The sequence below is a fragment of the Bradyrhizobium hereditatis genome (genome assembly GCF_020329435.1).
Classification (GTDB): Bacteria; Pseudomonadota; Alphaproteobacteria; order Rhizobiales; family Xanthobacteraceae; genus Bradyrhizobium; species Bradyrhizobium hereditatis.
The window spans coordinates 11,017-28,712 of record NZ_JAGKJK010000013.1; the positions used below are offsets into that span (position 1 = coordinate 11,017).

11 protein-coding genes are annotated in these 17,696 nt (G+C 62.9%); 3 read left to right on the top strand and 8 right to left on the bottom strand.

What is annotated here, in order from left to right:
• Positions 1 to 2,148, bottom strand: coding sequence for a 1,4-alpha-glucan branching protein GlgB (gene glgB, locus J6524_RS26970; protein ID WP_225676231.1), 2,148 nt, complete (start codon positions 2,146 to 2,148; stop codon positions 1 to 3).
• The gene (gene treS / locus J6524_RS26975; protein WP_225676611.1) at positions 2,145 to 5,438 is read right to left on the bottom strand and encodes a maltose alpha-D-glucosyltransferase; all 3,294 of its coding nucleotides are present in this window, start codon (positions 5,436 to 5,438) and stop codon (positions 2,145 to 2,147) included. Before treS ends, glgB begins: the two co-directional genes overlap by 4 nt.
• Positions 5,439 to 5,737: 299 nt before the next feature.
• Between treS and malQ the strand changes: the two genes are divergently transcribed.
• Entirely contained in the window at positions 5,738 to 7,687 is a 1,950-nt protein-coding gene (gene malQ / locus J6524_RS26980) for a 4-alpha-glucanotransferase (protein WP_225676233.1), read from the top strand.
• A gap of 80 nt (positions 7,688 to 7,767) precedes the next feature.
• A complete protein-coding gene (locus J6524_RS26985) occupies positions 7,768 to 9,567 on the top strand; it encodes a glycoside hydrolase family 15 protein (protein WP_225676235.1) in 1,800 nt (599 codons plus the stop codon).
• A 242-nt stretch (positions 9,568 to 9,809) separates the two neighbouring features.
• Here the strand turns inward: J6524_RS26985 and J6524_RS26990 are convergent, their stop codons facing one another.
• The 6 genes from J6524_RS26990 to J6524_RS27015 are packed head-to-tail and all read right to left on the bottom strand — an operon-like array spanning position 9,810 to position 17,250.
• The gene (locus tag J6524_RS26990; RefSeq protein WP_225676237.1) at positions 9,810 to 10,613 is read right to left on the bottom strand and encodes an HAD family hydrolase; all 804 of its coding nucleotides are present in this window, start codon (positions 10,611 to 10,613) and stop codon (positions 9,810 to 9,812) included.
• The gene (locus tag J6524_RS26995; protein WP_225676613.1) at positions 10,610 to 11,098 is read right to left on the bottom strand and encodes a gluconokinase; all 489 of its coding nucleotides are present in this window, start codon (positions 11,096 to 11,098) and stop codon (positions 10,610 to 10,612) included. Before J6524_RS26995 ends, J6524_RS26990 begins: the two co-directional genes overlap by 4 nt.
• Positions 11,099 to 11,120: 22 nt before the next feature.
• On the bottom strand, positions 11,121 to 11,876 hold the full coding sequence (gene pgl, locus J6524_RS27000; protein ID WP_225676239.1) for a 6-phosphogluconolactonase: 756 nt from the start codon (positions 11,874 to 11,876) through the stop codon (positions 11,121 to 11,123).
• A gap of 2 nt (positions 11,877 to 11,878) precedes the next feature.
• Entirely contained in the window at positions 11,879 to 13,390 is a 1,512-nt protein-coding gene (zwf, locus tag J6524_RS27005; protein WP_225676242.1) for a glucose-6-phosphate dehydrogenase, read from the bottom strand.
• Positions 13,391 to 13,396: 6 nt separating this feature from the next.
• Positions 13,397 to 14,392 carry a phosphogluconate dehydrogenase (NAD(+)-dependent, decarboxylating) gene (gene gnd / locus J6524_RS27010; RefSeq protein WP_225676244.1) on the bottom strand — a complete coding sequence of 332 codons (996 nt, stop codon included), beginning with the start codon at positions 14,390 to 14,392 and terminating at the stop codon, positions 13,397 to 13,399.
• Between the two features lie 11 nt (positions 14,393 to 14,403).
• The gene (locus J6524_RS27015) at positions 14,404 to 17,250 is read right to left on the bottom strand and encodes a bifunctional transaldolase/phosoglucose isomerase (RefSeq protein ID WP_225676246.1); all 2,847 of its coding nucleotides are present in this window, start codon (positions 17,248 to 17,250) and stop codon (positions 14,404 to 14,406) included.
• Here J6524_RS27015 and J6524_RS27020 point away from each other — a divergent pair.
• Entirely contained in the window at positions 17,249 to 17,500 is a 252-nt protein-coding gene (locus J6524_RS27020) for a hypothetical protein (RefSeq protein ID WP_225676248.1), read from the top strand. The genes J6524_RS27015 and J6524_RS27020 overlap by 2 nt on opposite strands.
• The last annotated feature ends 196 nt before the right edge of the window (positions 17,501 to 17,696 follow it).

Below are 17,696 nucleotides of genomic sequence, written 5' to 3' on the forward strand. Positions count from 1 at the left end.
TCAGCTTTCCGGTACGAGAAAGATCGCAGCCAGCGGCGGAATGGTCAGGCTGAGCTCGGGGATGCTGCCGTCCAGCGTATGGACTGCGCCGACATTGCCGACATTGCTGCCGCCATAGTGGCCGGAGTCGGAATTGAGCACTTCCTTCCAGTTGCCGGCGAAAGGCACCCGGACGCGATAATTGTGATAGACGTTCGGCGAGAAGTTCACGACCACGAGGCAGCGCGCGTGCGGGTCGAATCCCTTGCGCAGCCAGGCAAAGACGTTGCCGCCGGAATCGTGGGTGATGACCCATTCAAATCCCGCCTGATTGCAGTCCATCTCATGCAACGCCGGCACGCTGCGATAGAGTCGGTTGAGGTCGCGGATCAGGTTCTGGATGCCGCTATGGCGGTGCTGCGCCAGCAGGTGCCAGTCCAGCGACTGATCGTGATTCCATTCGCGCTCCTGGCCAAACTCGCAGCCCATGAACAGGAGCTTTTTGCCGGGATGGCCGAACATGAAACTGTAGTAGGCGCGCAGATTGGCAAAGCGCTGCCACTCGTCACCCGGCATACGTCCGAGGATCGAGCGCTTGCCGTGCACGACCTCGTCATGGGACAGCGGCAGAATGAAGTTCTCGGAGAACGCGTAGTGCAGGCCGAACAGCACGTCGCCGTGATGGTGCTTCCGGTATATCGGGTCCTTGCCGACATATTTCAGCGTGTCGTGCATCCAGCCCATGTTCCATTTGAAGCCGAAGCCGAGTCCGCCGTATTCGACCGGCTGCGATACCTGCGGCCATGCGGTGGATTCTTCCGCCGCCGTGGTCGCATCAGGAAAATGCCCGAACACTTCGATGTTGAAGCGGCGCAGGAATTCGATCGCCTCGAGGTTTTCCCTTCCACCGTGCCGGTTGGGAATCCACTCGCCGGCGGGTCGGCTGTAGTCGAGGTAGAGCATCGAGGCGACCGCATCGACACGCAGGCCATCGACGCCATAGCGATCGAGCCAGAACAGCGCGTTGGAGACCAGGAAGTTGACCACTTCGGTGCGGCCGTAATTGTAGATCAGCGTACCCCAGTCGAGGTGGCGGCCCTGCATCGGATGGGCATGCTCATAAAGCGCGGTGCCGTCGAAATAGCCGAGCCCATGCGGATCGTCGGGGAAGTGTCCGGGCACCCAGTCGAGCCAGACGCCGAGCCCTTCGCGGTGGCAGGCATCGACCAGCGCGGAGAAATCTTCCGGTGTGCCGAACCGGCTGGTCGGTGCGTAGAGGCCGGTCGGCTGATAGCCCCACGAGCCGTCGAACGGGTGTTCGCTGACCGGCAGAAACTCGAGATGGGTAAAGCCCATGTCCTTCGCATAGGCCGGGAGCTGTTCGGCGAGGTCGCGATAGCTCAGCCACTCGTTGCCGTTCTTGCGCCGCCAGGAGCCGAGATGAACCTCGTAGATCGAGATTGGCGCTTCCAACGCATTGATGCCTGACGGCGCCGGCCGCGGCTTCGGAATTCTGGTTTCATCGACGACGATCGAAGCGGTAGAGGGCCGGATCTCCGCGGCGAAGGCCACCGGATCGGATTTCAGCGGCAGATGCCGCCCGTCCGGGCCGGTGATGTCGAACTTGTAGCGGTCGCCGGCGCGGGCATGCGGCACGAACAATTCCCAATAGCCGACGCCGCGCACGCGCATCGGATGCCGCCGCGCATTCCAGAAATTGAAATCCCCGACAAGGTTGACGCCCTTGGCGTTCGGGGCCAGCACCACGAACGCCACGCCCTCGACGCCGTCGAGCGTCATCGGGTGTGCGCCGAGCTTGTCGTAGATCCGCCGATGGGTGCCTTCGCCCAGCAGATAGAGATCGAAGTCGCTGAGAACGGGCGGGAAGCGATAGGGGTCGTCGAGTTCGACGACGTTTTCGCCGAACCGGGCGCGAAGCTGGTAGCGTTTGGAGCCGTTCGGCAGCGCTCCCGCGAACAGCCCGGCGTCGTGAATTCGCTGCAGCGGCGCCGTCTCGCCCTGCTCGCCGATCGCCTCCACATTGGAAGCTTCGGGCAGGAACGCGCGCACCACGCTGCGGCCGCCCTCGCTGTGCAAGCCAAGGTAACGGAAAGGATCGGAATGCTTGCCTTCGATGATCGCGTAGGCCTCGGCAGGTAGCTTGGTCATGAGGCCTCGAGGGATGGTTGTGAGAACATTCTGATGATTCCGCTCAGGGGCATGCGCAGCCATTCCGGCCGGAATAACAGCTCGTGTTCAATTTCGTTCAACGCCTTCTCCAGCAGGAAGAAGGTCAGCAGGCCATCTGCCGCCTTCGAATCGGCCGGCCACAGCCGCTGGTCCGTCAGCGCCTCGTGGTAGGCGGCGAGCAAGGTGGCGGTCGCCCGATCGCGCCACTCGTCAAGTGCCGCGCCAAGCTTGCCGTGCTCATCGTGGGCCACTTTTAGCGCGCGCTCAAGGGCAGCGGTGGCCGAATAATCGATCGAGCGGATCAGGCTGGCGATGTCGCGCGCAGCGGGCATCTTGCGCCGGCGCTCGGCGATGCTGCGCCGCGGCGCGCCTTCGAAGTCGATAATGAAGATGTCGTCCTTGACGATCAGCAACTGGCTGAGATCGAGATCGCCATGGCAGCGAATGTTGGCGACGGCGGCCTCGCGCAACAGCAGCGTTTCCAGCAGATCGGGCAGGGCCGGCTGTAATGCCAGCACCTGGTCGGCCAGGAGACGGTCGGCTTCCTTCAGCGTGTCGCGCCGCTGCCTGAGCGCTTCGAAAACGCGTCCCGCGCACAGCATCAGATCATCGATCCAGCCCTGCACGTCATCCTGGCCAGCCGGCTCCGGTGCAAATTCGGCAAGCTCGCTGTTGCTGGCGAGCGCTGCATGCAGCTCGGCCACGCGCCGTCCCGCCTGCGACATGTAGCGCAGGTAGGGGATCTCCTCCTCGCGTTCACCCGGGTGGATGCTCTCCGCGAGCAAGCGCTGCTCCTCGACGAAGCGATCGAGGTGGCCCGCGCTCACCGTCCAGAGGTCACCCTGATTGGCGACAAAGGCGTGAACCACACCGACTGCACTCTTCTCATTGCCTTCCACCAATTCGACGCTGCCAAGCAGCGCCGGCGTGTTGGCGAAATTGACGACGTCCGTGAGGAAACGCCCCATCTCGATCTCGGGATTGGGGCCGGCCTGTAGCGTCCGGTAGATCTTGACGACATAGTCGTTGTCCACCAGCGCGGTGCTGCGGGGCTGATCGGACTCGACGGTGCGGATGTGCTCGGGCTGCCGGATCGGCTTGTCGCCGAAGCGGCTGGTCGGCCGGAATTTGAGCTCCAGGCCCTGTTCGCTCTCGTCTACCGTCAGCGATTGCTGCAGGTTGCGCAGGAGCAGCGAAATGAAAATCTGGTCGGTGGCGACGTCGAGCAGCGTGCCTTCGCGCGCGCCCTGGCGCACGGCGGCCAGCGCCTGCGGGTTGTAACGCTCGCGGTCGAAGCGCACCCACTCGATCTGCATCGGCAGCACATAGCGTGTCGTCACGCCGCGATCGGCAGTTTCGAAGAAGGCGAGCCATGGCCGGTTGTCGCCGATGTCGCAGAACGGAATGGCCGAGGTCAGCGTCGGGCGGATCGCCTTGGCCGACCGCTCCGGATACCAGCGGCTGCGCGCCAGATGGCCGGGGAGGACGTCGCGCTCGAACACGCCGCGCTCGCGCGCCAGCGATACCCAGGTCGAGTTCAGCGGCACCACCAGCGTTTCGAACTCGGGCACCGCGCGCGGCGGCACCGGCGCCGACTTGTCTGGCTCCTGCAGTTCGAACCAGTAGAAGCCGTATGGTGCGAGCGTGATCATATAAGGCAACTCGCCGATCGCCGGAAAGCGCGTGCGGCCGAGCATTTCGAGCGGGATGCGGCCCTTGAAGGCGGAAAGATCAAGTTCGGTCGCCTGCGCCGATCGTGACAGGTTGGCGACACAGAGGATGACTTCGCCCTGATACTGGCGGACGTAGCAAAGCACCGATCGATTTTCGGGGCGGATGAAGGCCATGCTGCCGCGGCCGAAAGCGAGCGTGGATTTGCGGACCGCGATCAGTTTCTTGGTGGCCGAGAGCAGTGACGACAGGCTGCGCGACTGCGCCTCGACATTGACCGATTCATAGCCATAGACCGGATCCATAATGCACGGTGCATAGAGCCGTGCCGGGTCGGCGCGGGAAAAGCCGCCGTTCCGATCCGGCGTCCACTGCATCGGAGTGCGGACACCGTTGCGGTCGCCGAGATAGATGTTGTCGCCCATGCCGATCTCGTCGCCGTAATAGATGATTGGCGTGCCCGGGAACGACAACAGGAGCGAATTCATCAGCTCGATCTTGCGCCGATCGTTGTCCATCAGCGGCGCCAGCCTCCGCCGGATGCCGACATTGATGCGCGCGCGGGGATCGTTGGCGTAGGTCGACCACAGATAGTCGCGTTCGACGTCGGTGACCATTTCCAGCGTCAGCTCGTCGTGATTGCGCAGGAATAGCGCCCACTGGCAGTTGGCCGGGATGTCAGGCGTCTGGCGCAGGATGTCGGTGATCGGGAACCGGTCTTCCTGGGCAATCGCCATGTAGATGCGCGGCATCAACGGGAAGTGATAGGCCATGTGGCATTCATCGCCGCGGCCGAAATATTCCTGCACGTCCTCCGGCCATTGGTTGGCTTCGGCCAGCAGCACCTTGCCCTTGGCGTAGGCATCGAGCTCCTGGCGCAGCCGCTTGATGACGGCATGCGTCTCCGGCAGGTTCTCATTGTTGGTGCCGTCGCGCTCGCAGAGATAGGGAATGGCGTCGAGCCGGAAGCCGTCCACGCCGGTATCGAGCCAGCGCTTCATCACCTGCACCAGCGCACTCACCACGCGTGGGTTGTCGAAATTGAGGTCCGGCTGGTGGGAGAAGAAGCGATGCCAGTAGAACTGGCCGGCTTCCGGATCCCAGGTCCAGTTCGATTTCTCGGTATCGGTAAAGATGATCCGCGTGCCCAGATACTTTTGGTCGGTATCGCTCCAGACATACCAGTTGCGCGCGCTGGAATTGCGGTCCGAGCGGCGGGCGCGCTTGAACCAGTCGTGCTGGTCGGACGTGTGGTTGATGACGAGTTCGGTGATGACGCGCAGATTCCGTTTCTTGGCTTCCTGAATGAAGCGCTTGAAGTCCTTCATCGTCCCGAAATCGGGATTGATGTCGCCATAGTCGGCGATGTCGTAGCCGTCGTCGCGGCCGGGGGAGGGGTAGAAGGGCAACAGCCACAGCGTGGTGACCCCGAGATCCTGCAAGTACCCGAGCTTCTCGGTCAGGCCGGCAAAGTCGCCGATGCCGTCATTGTTGCTGTCGGCGAACGCCTTGACGTGGAGCTGGTAAATGATCGCGTCTTTGTACCAGAGCTCGTCGGGCACGGGCTCGGCGGCTGCCTTCTCCTTTGCATCGACCAAAGGGCTGCCTTTATCCAGCGGATAGGCACCACTGATATCGATAGGGAGGGAGACGCCGGCGTTGGAGCTCTCGGCGGTTTGCGCTTTTTTGTTCACGGTGATGCCATTGCCATGGAAATGACGTCCCCGTTTCGTTTGCAGAAACGGAGACGTTCCGGACGGAGGGTAGAATCCACCAGCCTCACTTTGGTTCCCGGGAACCGTTGGTGAGTCTGAGCGTTAAGCACCTTCTATCCCCTTCCGGTATTTGGACAATTTCGCGACATCCGTTTGATGTTTGCGTGCAAAGTATGTGCCGAATGGACCTTTTTGCTCAAGCTAAAGCCCGCGGAATTCAGACCGAATTCCTGGATGGACAGGGTCACCGCCGTGTGACGGATGCGGCTGCGCTCAAAATTATCCTGGATGCCCTGCCGCCGGAGGCACCTGGGCCGCTGATCGGGCATCCTGTCGTGGTCCGGTCCGGACGGCCCTCGCGAACCGAACTGCCGGCCACAGCCGCACTGCCGGTCGAGTGGAAAATTGTTGCGGATTCAGGAGTTATCGCCGAGGGCAAGAGTTCGGATCACGCCATCGACTGGCCCAAAAATCTGCCGCTCGGCATCTACCGGCTGCAGGTGAGCGATGCCGCAACGGCGGAGGACGTGCCGCTGATTTCGGCGCCGGAACGGGCGTTTAGTGGCGAATTTGACCGCTGTTGGCTACTCGCGGTCCAGCTTTACAGCGTCCGCTCGGCGCGCAATTGGGGCATGGGCGACTTCACCGACCTTGCCGGCCTGATCGAACTCGCCGATCAACTCGGCGCCGACGGCGTCGGCCTCAACCCCCTGCATGCCCTGTTCGACGATCGCCCCGGCGATTGCAGCCCCTATTCCCCGAATAGCCGATTGTTTCTCAACGCGCTTTATATCGACGTCGAACAGCTTCCCGAATTTCAGCTTGATTCGGAGACACGCGAGGCGCTGACCGCGTTGCGGGCTGGCGACTTCGTCGATTACATCGGCGTCGCCGGTTTGAAGTGGCGGGCGCTTCGCTCGGCCTTTGCCGCCTTCAAGGCCAACCCAAAGCCGGCGCGCCAGCAGGATTTCGACAAATTCCGCGCCGAACGCGGCACGCTATTGTCGCACTTTGCCTGCTTCGAGGTGCTTCGGCACAAATTCGGCAAGCCGTGGTGGGAATGGCCGGCCGAGTGGCGGCAGCCTGACGACGCCACATGCGCGGCCCTGCGCGCGGGCGAGGACGCCGGCGAGATCGAGTTCGTCGAGTTCGTGCAATGGACCGCGGACCGGCAGCTCGGCGCCGCCGCCGATCTGGCAAAGAAACTTGGCATGAAGGTCGGCCTCTATCTCGACGTTGCGGTCGGCGTGCAGGCCGACGGGTTCGACGCCTGGAACGAACAGATCGCGATATCCCGCCATCTCGGCGTCGGTGCGCCGCCCGATCCGCTCAACACCGCCGGCCAGAGTTGGGGCCTCGCCGGCTTCAATGCGGTGGGCCTGGAGCGTGAGTCCTTTGCGCCGTACCGCGACATGCTGCGCGCCTCGATGCGGCATGCCGGCGCGATCCGGCTTGACCATGTGCTCGGGCTGAAGCGGCTCTATCTGGTGCCGCAAGGCTTCACCGCACGCGACGGCGTCTATGTGCAGATGCCGTTCGAGGCGCTGCTCGCGGTGACCGCACAGGAAAGCCTTGCGAATCGCTGTGTCGTGATCGGTGAAGACCTCGGCACCGTACCGGAAGGATTTCGCGATCAGATCGCCGATTGGGGCATCTGGTCCTATCTCGTAATGATGTTCGAGCGCGACGACCACGGATCGTTCCGCAACATCGATCACTATTTGACCAACGCGCTCGTCACTTTCAATACCCACGATCTCTCGACCTATGCCGGCTGGCGTTCGTTCGGCGATCTCAAGCTGAAGCGCTCGCTCGGGATCGATCCGGGGGAAAGTGATGATGCGCGCTGGCGCGCGCTTGCCATGCTGGACACCGTGCTGCGTCATCACGCCATCGAGCGCAACGATCTCTATTCAGTCGCGAATTTTCTGGCACGGACCAAATCACGGCTGCTCGCGGTCTCGCTGGAGGATCTGCTCGGCGTGGTCGATCAGCCCAATATTCCCGGCACCGTCAACGAGCATCCGAACTGGCGGCGACGGCTCCCGATACCCATCGAGGAGATGACTTCCACAGTCGACATTGCTGCGCTCAAGGCGGCAACACATGAGCGATCGCGCGCCGCGATCTGAAGAGATAACACGCTCGAGGCAGAAGGTAGAGCGGGATGACGGTTCGAAGAAATGGTATCCCACAGCAGCGGTGAAGCACCTTGCCGTGCCGTATCGAAGATTATGGGCTGATCGGCGATTGCGAGACCGCTGCGCTGGTCGGCCGGGACGGATCGATCGACTGGCTATGCTGGCCGGCCTTCGATTCCGACGCCTGCTTTGCGGCGCTGCTCGGCACGGAAAGACACGGCCGTTGGCTGATCGCGCCGGTGGGGGAGGTTGCCGGTACCTCGCGACGTTATCGGCAAGACAGCCTGATTCTGGAAACCCGCTTTGAGACGGCTGACGGCGCGGTCGACCTGATCGATTTCATGCCGCCGCGCGGCAATGCCTCCGACGTGGTGCGGCTGGTGCGTGGCGTTCGTGGCCGGGTCAAGATGCACATGCAACTGGTGATCCGCTTCGGCTTCGGCGCCGATATTCCTTGGGTCAAGAAAAGCGAGGACGGCTCAGCGCTTCTTGCGATCTGCGGACAGGACATGACGGTGCTGCGGACACCGGTCGAGACCCGCGGCGAGGACCTGACGACCGTCGCCGATTTCGAGGTTGGCGAAGGCGATACCATTCCCTTCGTGCTCACCTATGGCCCCTCTCATCTGCCCGTGCCCAAGCCGATCGACCCCTCCTACGCGTTGAAGGATACCGAGGCATTTTGGACCGAATGGTGCAGTCGCTGCACCTACGAGGGCGATTATCGCGAGCTCGTGATGCGCTCCCTGATTACGCTGAAGGCGCAGACCTACGCGCCGACCGGCGGCATCGTCGCTGCGCCGACGACCTCGCTGCCGGAAAAGCTCGGCGGCGCCAGAAACTGGGATTATCGCTTCTGCTGGCTGCGCGACGCGACCTTCACGCTGCTGGCGTTGCTGGACTCGGGTTATACCGAGGAAGCTTCCGCTTGGCACCATTGGCTGTTGCGGGCGGCCGCGGGCTCTCCCGCCAACATGCAGATCATGTACGGCATCATGGGCCAGCGCCGTCTGCTGGAATGGGAGGCCAAATGGCTGCCTGGCTATGAAGGCGCAAAGCCGGTTCGGGTCGGCAACGCCGCGTACGCGCAACTGCAGCTCGACGTCTATGGCGAACTGATCGACGCTTTTCACCAGTGGCGCGTGGCCAAGCTCGAAATGGATGAGACCAGTTGGGCAATGGAATGCGTCGTGCTGCAGCACCTTGCCGAACGCTGGGACCAGCCCGATCACGGCATCTGGGAGCGCCGCGGCCCAGGCAGGCACTACGTCTCATCGAAGGTGATGACCTGGGTCGCCTTTGACCGCGGCATCAAGAGCGCCGAGATGTTCGGCCTCAAGGCGCCGCTCGAAAAGTGGCGCGTGTTGCGCGACGCCATTTGTCGCGACGTCTGCGCAAAAGGCTTCGACCCTGAGCTCAACGCCTTCGTCGAGTACTACGGCTCGAAAATGCTCGATGCCAGCATCCTGCTGCTGCCGGCAGTGGGGTTCCTGCCGCCGGAAGATCCCCGCGTTCGCGGCACGATCGTCGCGGTCGAACGGCATCTGATGCGCGACGGTTTCGTGCTGCGACATGACCCGCGCGAGGCGGAAAAACAACCGGCGGAAGGTGCATTCCTCGCCTGCACGCTGTGGCTCGCCGACGCCTATGTGCTGGCGGGGGAATTCGGCAAGGCGCAGGAGCTGTTCGACCGTGTCGTCGGCATCGCCAACGACCTCGGCCTCTTGGCCGAGGAGTACGACACGATTGCCCGGCGCCAGACCGGCAATTTCCCGCAGGCGCTGACACACATCGCCCTCGTCAACACCGCGCACAATCTGAGCGCCGCCAAGCGGCCGACCGAAAAGCCGGCGGTGCAGCGGTCGAAATAGCGGGCTGTCTCTCCGTCATTGCAAGCTCGTCGTTGCTGCTGGCAAGTCGCGCGAGCCGGCGCCCTTCTTCGCCGCGGCGGGCCCGGGCTGGCGTGAGCCTGCCTCCATGGGAGGAGAACGGCGGTCGGACACCGGCTCGCGCTTGCTGATGAACAGCAGCCAACAGAAAGCCGGTTCGCAGCGTGAAGACTTTGAGAAATCCTCGATTTATCCTTCAGGCGGGCTTGATACGCCGCTTCGGCCTATCCGAGCTGCAGTACCGTCTCGACCGCATGCGCGAACCCATCGCGTTCGTTGCTTTCAGTCACATGCGTCGCGTGCCGCTTGATGCCATCGGCGGCGTTGCCCATCGCAAACGAAACGCCGCTGCGGGCAAACATCGGCAGATCGTTCTCCATGTCGCCGATGGTTACGACCTCTGCCGTCGAAACGCCGAGCCGTCTGATCATCGCGTCCACGAATGTACCCTTGTCGTGGCCGGGCGGCGTAACGTCAAGATAATAGGTCTGCGAGCGGACCGCGGTCGCCTCCGCGCCGACGGCTTCCCGCATCGCGGCCTCGCATCGCTTGAGCAGGACCGGATCCGAACTGGCGCCCACGAGTTTGCAAGCTTCACCAAGATACGGCGTGAAATCGTCGATGATGGTTGGATCGGCCTTGATTGCGCGCTTCTCATGCGGGACGTATTCGCCATCGGGATTGCGCGTGTACCAGCGCTCGTTCGTGAACAGCCAGATATCGACACCGAACGCATGAAGCACGTCGAGGCTGCGCTGCGCCACGGCGGGAGCGATCAGGTGCTGCTCGATCGGCCTCAGCCTGCTATCAACGATCGAACTGCCGTTGAAGGCGCCGAGCGGAAGCGTGATCGAAAGCGGCTCGATCAGAAAGCCCATGCCGATGGTCGGCCGGCTGGATACGATGGTGAAGCCGATGCCGGCCGCATGCAGCTTGCGCACGGCGGCCTTGGCGCTTTCGGTCAGAACCTTATCGTGCGTCAACAGCGTGCCGTCGACGTCGGAAACAACGAGTGCAATGCGGGTCATTGGGGAACCAGATTCAATTGACTGACGATGTCATCCACGATCGCTTCGACCGGCGCCTCGATCGATACGACGATAGGTCGTTCGTTCGCGCCCGGCCGCTCCAGCGTTGCAAACTGGCTGGTGAGCAGGCCCGGCGGCATGAAATGCCCCTTGCGGGCGGCAAGCCGGTCCGCGATCAGATCCTGTTTCCCATCGAGAAAAATGATCCTGACGTCGTCGCGCCCGTGCACGAGAATATCGCGATAGGCCCGCTTCAGCGCCGAGCAGGCGATCACGGCGCGCTCGTCGGATGCGGCAAGGCGGTCGATTTCGTCGGCGATCGCCTGCAGCCATGGCCAGCGATCCTCGTCGGTCAGCGGATGGCCCGCGCTCATCTTCGCCACGTTGCTTGCGGGGTGAAACTGATCGGCGTCCTCGTAGCGCCAGCCGAGCCGCCGGGCGAGATGATCGGCGATGGTGCTCTTGCCCGAGCCGGAAACGCCCATCACCACCAGCGCGCAGGGAGTGCTATTGCCCACCAAAATCCTCCGGAAGCGCCTCCCGGTCCACCAGCCAGACCGTCTCACCGCTGGATCGCGCACGGTTGGCGGGCAAATTCTCGCCTGCGAATAGGCGCGTCAAGATCGCGCGTTTGTCCCGGCCCGAAACCTCAAACAGCATTTCGTGGCAGGAGGCAAGCGCTGTCAGCGTGAGGGTGACGCGAGGGACGAACGGCGCGACATTCGCCCGCGGCACGCCGACCACCCAGCGCGCTTGCTCATCCAGCGCCGGATCGCCGGGAAACAGCGAGGCGGTATGGCCATCGGGGCCGACGCCCATCAGCACGAGATCGAAAAGGGGCAGGGTCGGATCGAGCGTGTTCGCTCCATAGAACGACTGTAATTCCTGTTCGTAAAGCGCAGCCCCGCGATCGGGATCGGTGGGGTCGGCGGTCGCAGTCGGAATCGGATGGATGTTCGCTGCGGGCGCGCATTGGTCGAGGAAAGCCGCTCGCGCCATGCCCATGTTGTTGAGCGGATCATCGGCGGGCACGAAACGCTCATCGCCGATGAACCAGTGCACGCGCTGCCATGGAATCCGGCTGCAATAGGGCTCGGTCGCAAGCAGTTGATAGAGCTGTTTCGGGCTCGATCCGCCGGTCAGGCAGATCGCCACGCGGCCGCCGTTGGCAGCCGTTCTCGCCAGCAAATGTTCGGCGGCGGTTGCCGCCATCGCTGCTGGATCGGCCACCGCGATTACTTGACGGTTGTCGTGACCTGCCATGCCTATCCGAACGTCCGCCAGGTTCGACCGTCGCGGGCCAGAAGCTCGTTGGCTTCGTCTGGGCCTTCGCTGCCCGCCCTGTAGGTTTTCAAGCCATCGGCGCCAGCCTTCTTCCAGGCGTCGATGAACGGTTGCACCGCCTTCCAGCCGGCCTCGACGCTGTCAGCGCGCTGGAACAGGATGTTGTCGCCGATCATGCAGTCATAGATCAACGTCTCGTAGCCGGTCGAGGGGGCCGCCTTGAAATAGTCCTTGTAGCGAAACTTCATCTCGACACCGTCGATCAGGATCGAGGGGCCGGGCACCTTGGTGTTGAACTGCAGCGCAATTCCCTCGTTCGGCGCGACGCCGATCACGAGATAGTTCTGCGCCAGCCGCTCCACAGGCGTGCAGTTGAACATCGCGAACGGGGCCTGCTTGAACTTGATCGCGACCTCGGTGCGTTTGGTGCCGAGCGCCTTGCCGGTGCGCAGGTAGAAGGGAATGCCGGCCCACCGCCAATTGTCGATCATCAGCTTGAGCGCCACGTAGGTTTCGGTCGTGCTGCCCTGGGCGACGTCCTCGATCTTGCGATAGTCGGCGATGTCGGTGTCTCCGATCCGGCCGGCGAGATACTGGCCGCGTACCGAATTGCGCAGCGCCTCGGCCTCGCTCTGCATCTGAATTGCCGCGAGCACGTCGGCTTTTTCCGTGCGCACCGAATGCGCATCGAAGCGGATCGGCGGCTCCATCGCGATCAGCGACAGCAGTTGAAACAGATGGTTCGGCACCATGTCGCGTAGCGCGCCGGTCTGGTCGTAGAAGCTGCCGCGATGGCCGACGCCGAGCTGTTCGTTGACCGTAATTTGCACGTGGTCGATGTGATTGCGATTCCAGATCGGCTCGAACATGCCGTTGGCGAAGCGCAGCACCAAGATGTTCTGAACCGTCTCCTTGCCGAGATAGTGATCGATCCGGTAGATCTCGTGCTCATCGACGAGCTTGAGCAGTTCAGCGTTCAGTGCCTTTGCAGAGGCGAGATCGGTGCCGAACGGTTTTTCGACCACCAACCGCTGCCAGGCGCCGTTCTCGGCCAGCATGCCTGTGCGGCCAAGCTCACGGCTGATCGGCAGGAATGCGACAGGTGGAGTAGCCAGATAGAACAGCCGGTTGCCGCCGGTGTTTCGCGCGGCTTCTAACTCGCCAAGCTGTTTGCTCATCGCATCGAAGGAAGCCGGATCTTTCGGATCGGCCTCGATGCAGGAGAGGCAGCCGAGCAGGCGTTTCGCGATAGCGTCGTCGACTGGCCGCGTTGCGAACTGGCGCAAGCCTTTCATCAGGCTGTCGCGCAACCTGTCGGTCGTCATGCCCTTGCGGGCGACGCCGACCAGGCAGAACTGGTCTGGCAGCAGATCGCTGGCCGCGAGATTATAGAGGGCAGGGACGACCAACCGGTGCGCCAGGTCGCCGGTCACGCCGAAGATGACGAAGGAGCAGGGATCGGGTTTCTTCTGGATTGTTTGACCGACCGCCATGACCGCTCACGCCTTCGTGTCAGATTTCTTCGGCGGCTCCTTGTGGCCGCCGAATCCGGCCCGCATCGCGGACAGGATCTTCTCCGCAAATGTGTGATCCTTGCGCGAGCGGAAGCGCGCATACAGCGCCGCCGTCAGCACTTCCGCCGGCACGGCTTCGTCGATCGCGGCGTTGACGGTCCAGCGGCCTTCGCCGGAATCCTCCACAAACCCTGAGTAATTATCAAGGGTCTGATTTTCCGCGAGCGCGGAGGATGTGAGGTCGAGCAGCCAGGACGGGATTACGCTGCCGCGCCGCCACACCTCCGCGATATCGGCAATATCGAACTCGAAGCGATGCTCCGGTGGCAGCGCGTCGATATTCGCGTTCTTCAGGATGTCAAACCCTTCAGCATAAGCCTGCATCAGGCCGTATTCGATGCCGTTGTGGATCATCTTGACGAAGTGTCCGGCACCGGACGGACCGGCATGGATGTAGCCCTGCTCGACGCGCGGGTCGCGGCCCTCGCGGCCCTCCGTGCGCGGGATGTCGCCAATGCCCGGAGCCAGCGCCTTGAAGATCGGGTCGAGCCGGTCCACCACCGCCTTGTCACCACCAATCATCATGCAATAACCGCGCTCGATTCCCCAGACGCCGCCGCTGGTGCCGACATCGAGATAGTGCAGGCCCTTTGCCTTAAGCGCCGCGCCCCGTCGAACGTCGTCCTGCCAGAACGTGTTGCCGCCATCGATGATGACGTCCCCGGGCTGCATAAGCTTTGCCAAGGCCTCGATCGTGGTTTCGGTGATCTTGCCGGCGGGCAGCATCACCCAGGCGGTGCGCGGCTTTTCCAGCTTGGCCACGAAATCTTCCAGTGTTTCAGCGCCGGTGGCGCCTTCGCCGGCGAGACTAGCCACCGCCTTGGCGTCCTTGTCGTAGACCACGGCGGAGTGGCCGTTCTTCATCAACCGGCGGACGATGTTGCCGCCCATTCGGCCGAGGCCGATCATGCCGAGTTGCATATCCTACATTCCTAACTGAGCGCTTCCGAAATCGCGGCATCCAGCGCGGCCAGCCCCGGCCCGAGGCTACCCTTGAGATGGACGCGTAGCGCACGCCTGCCGCGCTCGGTAAGCACGTCGAAATCGCCACGCGCCTGCGCCGCCTTGATGATGCCGAAACTCGCCTTCTGTCCAGGTACAGGCAGGTCCTCGGCATCCTCGGCCGTGATCTGCAGGAACACGCCACTGTCGGGCCCGCCCTTGTAGGCCTGGCCGGTGGAATGCAGGAAGCGCGGCCCGAATTCGGCGCAGGTCGCAACATGACGGCTGTCGCGCACCGCGAGCCGCATTTTCTGCAGGGAGCCGATTGTACCGGGGTTGCGCGCGATATAGGCGAGCAGGGCGACGTAATCGCCGCTTTCGGAGCGCGAAAGATGCGCTTTGATCCAGGAACCGAGCGTGCCGTCGGCACCGGCCTTGCGCAGCTCGGCCGCGTTGTGCTCGTCGGTGTAGAGATCGGCCTCGTCGGTCGAAATCACCGGCTCCTCCGCGGGCAGCGAGCCAGTTTTCTCGAATGCACCGGTCAGTTCGCGGGTCTTGATCTTGGCCGCTTCCACGTCGGGCTGGTTAAACGGATTGATGCCCAGGATTGCGCCGGCCACGGCAGTCGCCATCTCGAACCGGAAAAACTCCTGCCCGATGTGGTCGATTGACTTCATGACGATGCGGACCACAGGATGTCCGGCAGCTTCCAGCGCCTTGAGCCTGTCGTCATGCGAAGCGTCGTCTTCGCCTTCGGTGCGGATATCGATGAAGAAGCGGTCGTTGCCGTAGAGCGAGGGAGCGTCGAGCGGCTCGCCGTCGATCGGGATCAGGCCCTTGCCCTCCTTGCCGGTGGATTCGGCGATCAATTGTTCGGCCCAGGCGCCGAAATCGGCGACCTTCTCGGATGAGGTAATCGTCACCTTGTCGCGGCCTTCGAGGCCGGCGAGGCCCATCGCGAGCCCAAGCTGCACGCCGGGGTTTTCATGCGGCGGCACGTCGGCGCCGCAGGAGCGCACCATCGCGAGCGTATGCGCGATCAGGCCGCGAACGTCGATGCCGGCAGCCGCCGCCGGCACCAGGCCGAACGGCGACAACACGGAGTAGCGTCCGCCGATCGTGGGGTCGCCATGGAAGATCCGGGCAAAGCCTTGGCTGATTGCAGTCTTCTCCAGCGATGAGCCCGGATCGGTCACCGCGATGAAGCGATGGCCAGCCTTGTCCTTGCCGACCGTCTTGGCGACGCGGTCGAAGAAGTAATCCTTCATCACATTCGGCTCGGTAGTGCCGCCCGACTTACTGGAGACGATGAACAGCGTGCGGGCGAGGTCGACCGTATCCTCCATTTCTCGCACCTGTGCGGGATCAGTGGAATCGAGCACATGCAGCTTCGGAAAGCCCGATTTCTTCGGGAAAGTTTCCGCCACCACCTCGGGCCCGAGACTCGACCCGCCCATGCCAAGCACGACCGCGTGGCTGAAATTCTGTCCCTTCACGCGTTTCGCAAAATCCTCGTAATTGGCGACATCGGCCGCAGCAGCGCTGTTCAGCCATCCCAGCCATTCGTCCTCGTCGTCGCCGGTCCAGACCGATTTGTCCTTCTGCCACAGCCTTCGGATCGTGGCCGACGCGCGCCAATCCTCGGTGCTCTTCTCGACCGCCTTCCTGATGCCATCACCGAGCGCGATTTGCTGCCTGTCGATGCCGCCGACCAGAGACGCCGCGCGCTTCTTCGCGACTGCGCCATAGAGCTTGTCGGCAGAGTCGGCGAACAGCCTGACGCCGTCTCTGACCAGCTCATCGGTAACGGCATCCAGCGAGATGCCGGATTTTTCGAGCTCTTCCAGCACGCGCCGCGCGTCCTCGATATTTTCTTCGAGGCTGTCTCGCACCTTGCCGTGATCACGGAATGCATCAAGTGTTGCCGGCGGCACGGTGTTGACGGTGTTCGGGCCGATCAATTCCTCGACATACAGCACGTCGCTGTAGTCCTTGTTCTTGGTGCCGGTGGATGCCCAGAGCAGCCGCTGCGGCTTGGCGCCCTTGGCCGCGAGCTTTTCCCACCGCGGGCCTGCAAAGAGCCGCTTGTAATCCTGATAGGCGAGCTTGGCGTTGGCTATGGCGACCTTGCCTTTCAGCGCGCTCAGCCGCTCCTTTTCACTGGGGTCATTGGCTCTCGCGATCTTCTCGTCGAGCTGCTTGTCGACGGCCGTATCGATGCGGCTGACGAAGAAAGAGGCGACGCTCGCAACCGGCGCAGGATCGCCGCCACTAGCTACGTATCTTTCCAGGCCGGCGATATAGGCCTCCGCCACGTCGCGATAGACGGACTGCGCGAACAGCAGCGTGATGTTGATGCTGATGCCTTCGCCGATCAGATGCTCGATCGCGGGCAGGCCTTCCGGCGTCGCCGGCACTTTCACCATCAGGTTCTGGCGACCCACGTCTTTCCAGAGCCGCTCGGCCTCGGCGATCGTCCCCTTGGTATCCTTCGCCAGATAGGGCGAGACCTCGAGGCTGACAAAACCGTCGCCGCCGTTCAGCCGGTCATATACGGGGCGCAGCACGTCGGCAGCACTCTGAATGTCCTCGACAGCAAGCGCCTCGAACAGGTCGGCCACCGGGCGGTCGCCCGCTTGCAGCGCACGGCCGATCGCCCCGTCATACTCGTCAGAACTGCCGATCGCCTTTTCGAAAATCGAGGGATTCGACGTCACGCCCTTGACGCCGTCGGTGTCGATCAGCGCCTTGAGGTCGCCCTTGGCGACGAAGCCGCGGGCGAGGAAGTCCAGCCAGATCGACTGGCCATGGTTTTCGAGTGCTTTGACGGAATTCATGGTGCCTATTCTGTTTGCGCGGTCATTTTTAGGTTTCCGGCAGCTTTCGGGGGCAGGGCCGGAAAGTCAATATTTGGTTGGGCGTGCTGCCGGATGGAATGGGGCGGTGCGGGACGATAACACCATTGGTGCCGGTTCGATCCCCAAAAATCGCGCGCTTCCTGGCCGACAAGGCCAGATCGGTCGAACCGGCTTTCGCAACGGCGGCATCAACGGGCACAAGCACGAAGTCGTGAAGGAGTGCGTATGAGTTGCCGTTTTCAGTCTCGCGCCTGCCTCGTGCTGTTGTGAAATGGTCGTCATCGGCCCGGCGACCGCGAAAAAGCAGCCGGCGTCGGCATGCATTGGGGCCATGCGCAAAAAATTCCGCGAGCGGTTTCAAGGACGCGCAACCCGCATATCGGTATGGGAGCAGGCGCGCAGGCGCCGTCGCAGTTCAATCCGAA

Coding starts and splice junctions, on each gene's coding strand:
- glgB (WP_225676231.1), bottom strand. CDS start 2,148: ATGACCAAGCTACCTGCCGAGGCCTACGCGATCATCGAAGGCAAGCAT.
- malQ (WP_225676233.1), top strand. CDS start 5,738: ATGGACCTTTTTGCTCAAGCTAAAGCCCGCGGAATTCAGACCGAATTC.
- J6524_RS26990 (WP_225676237.1), bottom strand. CDS start 10,613: ATGACCCGCATTGCACTCGTTGTTTCCGACGTCGACGGCACGCTGTTG.
- J6524_RS26995 (WP_225676613.1), bottom strand. CDS start 11,098: ATGGGCGTTTCCGGCTCGGGCAAGAGCACCATCGCCGATCATCTCGCC.
- pgl (WP_225676239.1), bottom strand. CDS start 11,876: ATGGCAGGTCACGACAACCGTCAAGTAATCGCGGTGGCCGATCCAGCA.
- zwf (WP_225676242.1), bottom strand. CDS start 13,390: ATGGCGGTCGGTCAAACAATCCAGAAGAAACCCGATCCCTGCTCCTTC.
- gnd (WP_225676244.1), bottom strand. CDS start 14,392: ATGCAACTCGGCATGATCGGCCTCGGCCGAATGGGCGGCAACATCGTC.
- J6524_RS27020 (WP_225676248.1), top strand. CDS start 17,249: ATGGTGCCTATTCTGTTTGCGCGGTCATTTTTAGGTTTCCGGCAGCTT.
- J6524_RS27015 (WP_225676246.1), bottom strand. CDS start 17,250: ATGAATTCCGTCAAAGCACTCGAAAACCATGGCCAGTCGATCTGGCTG.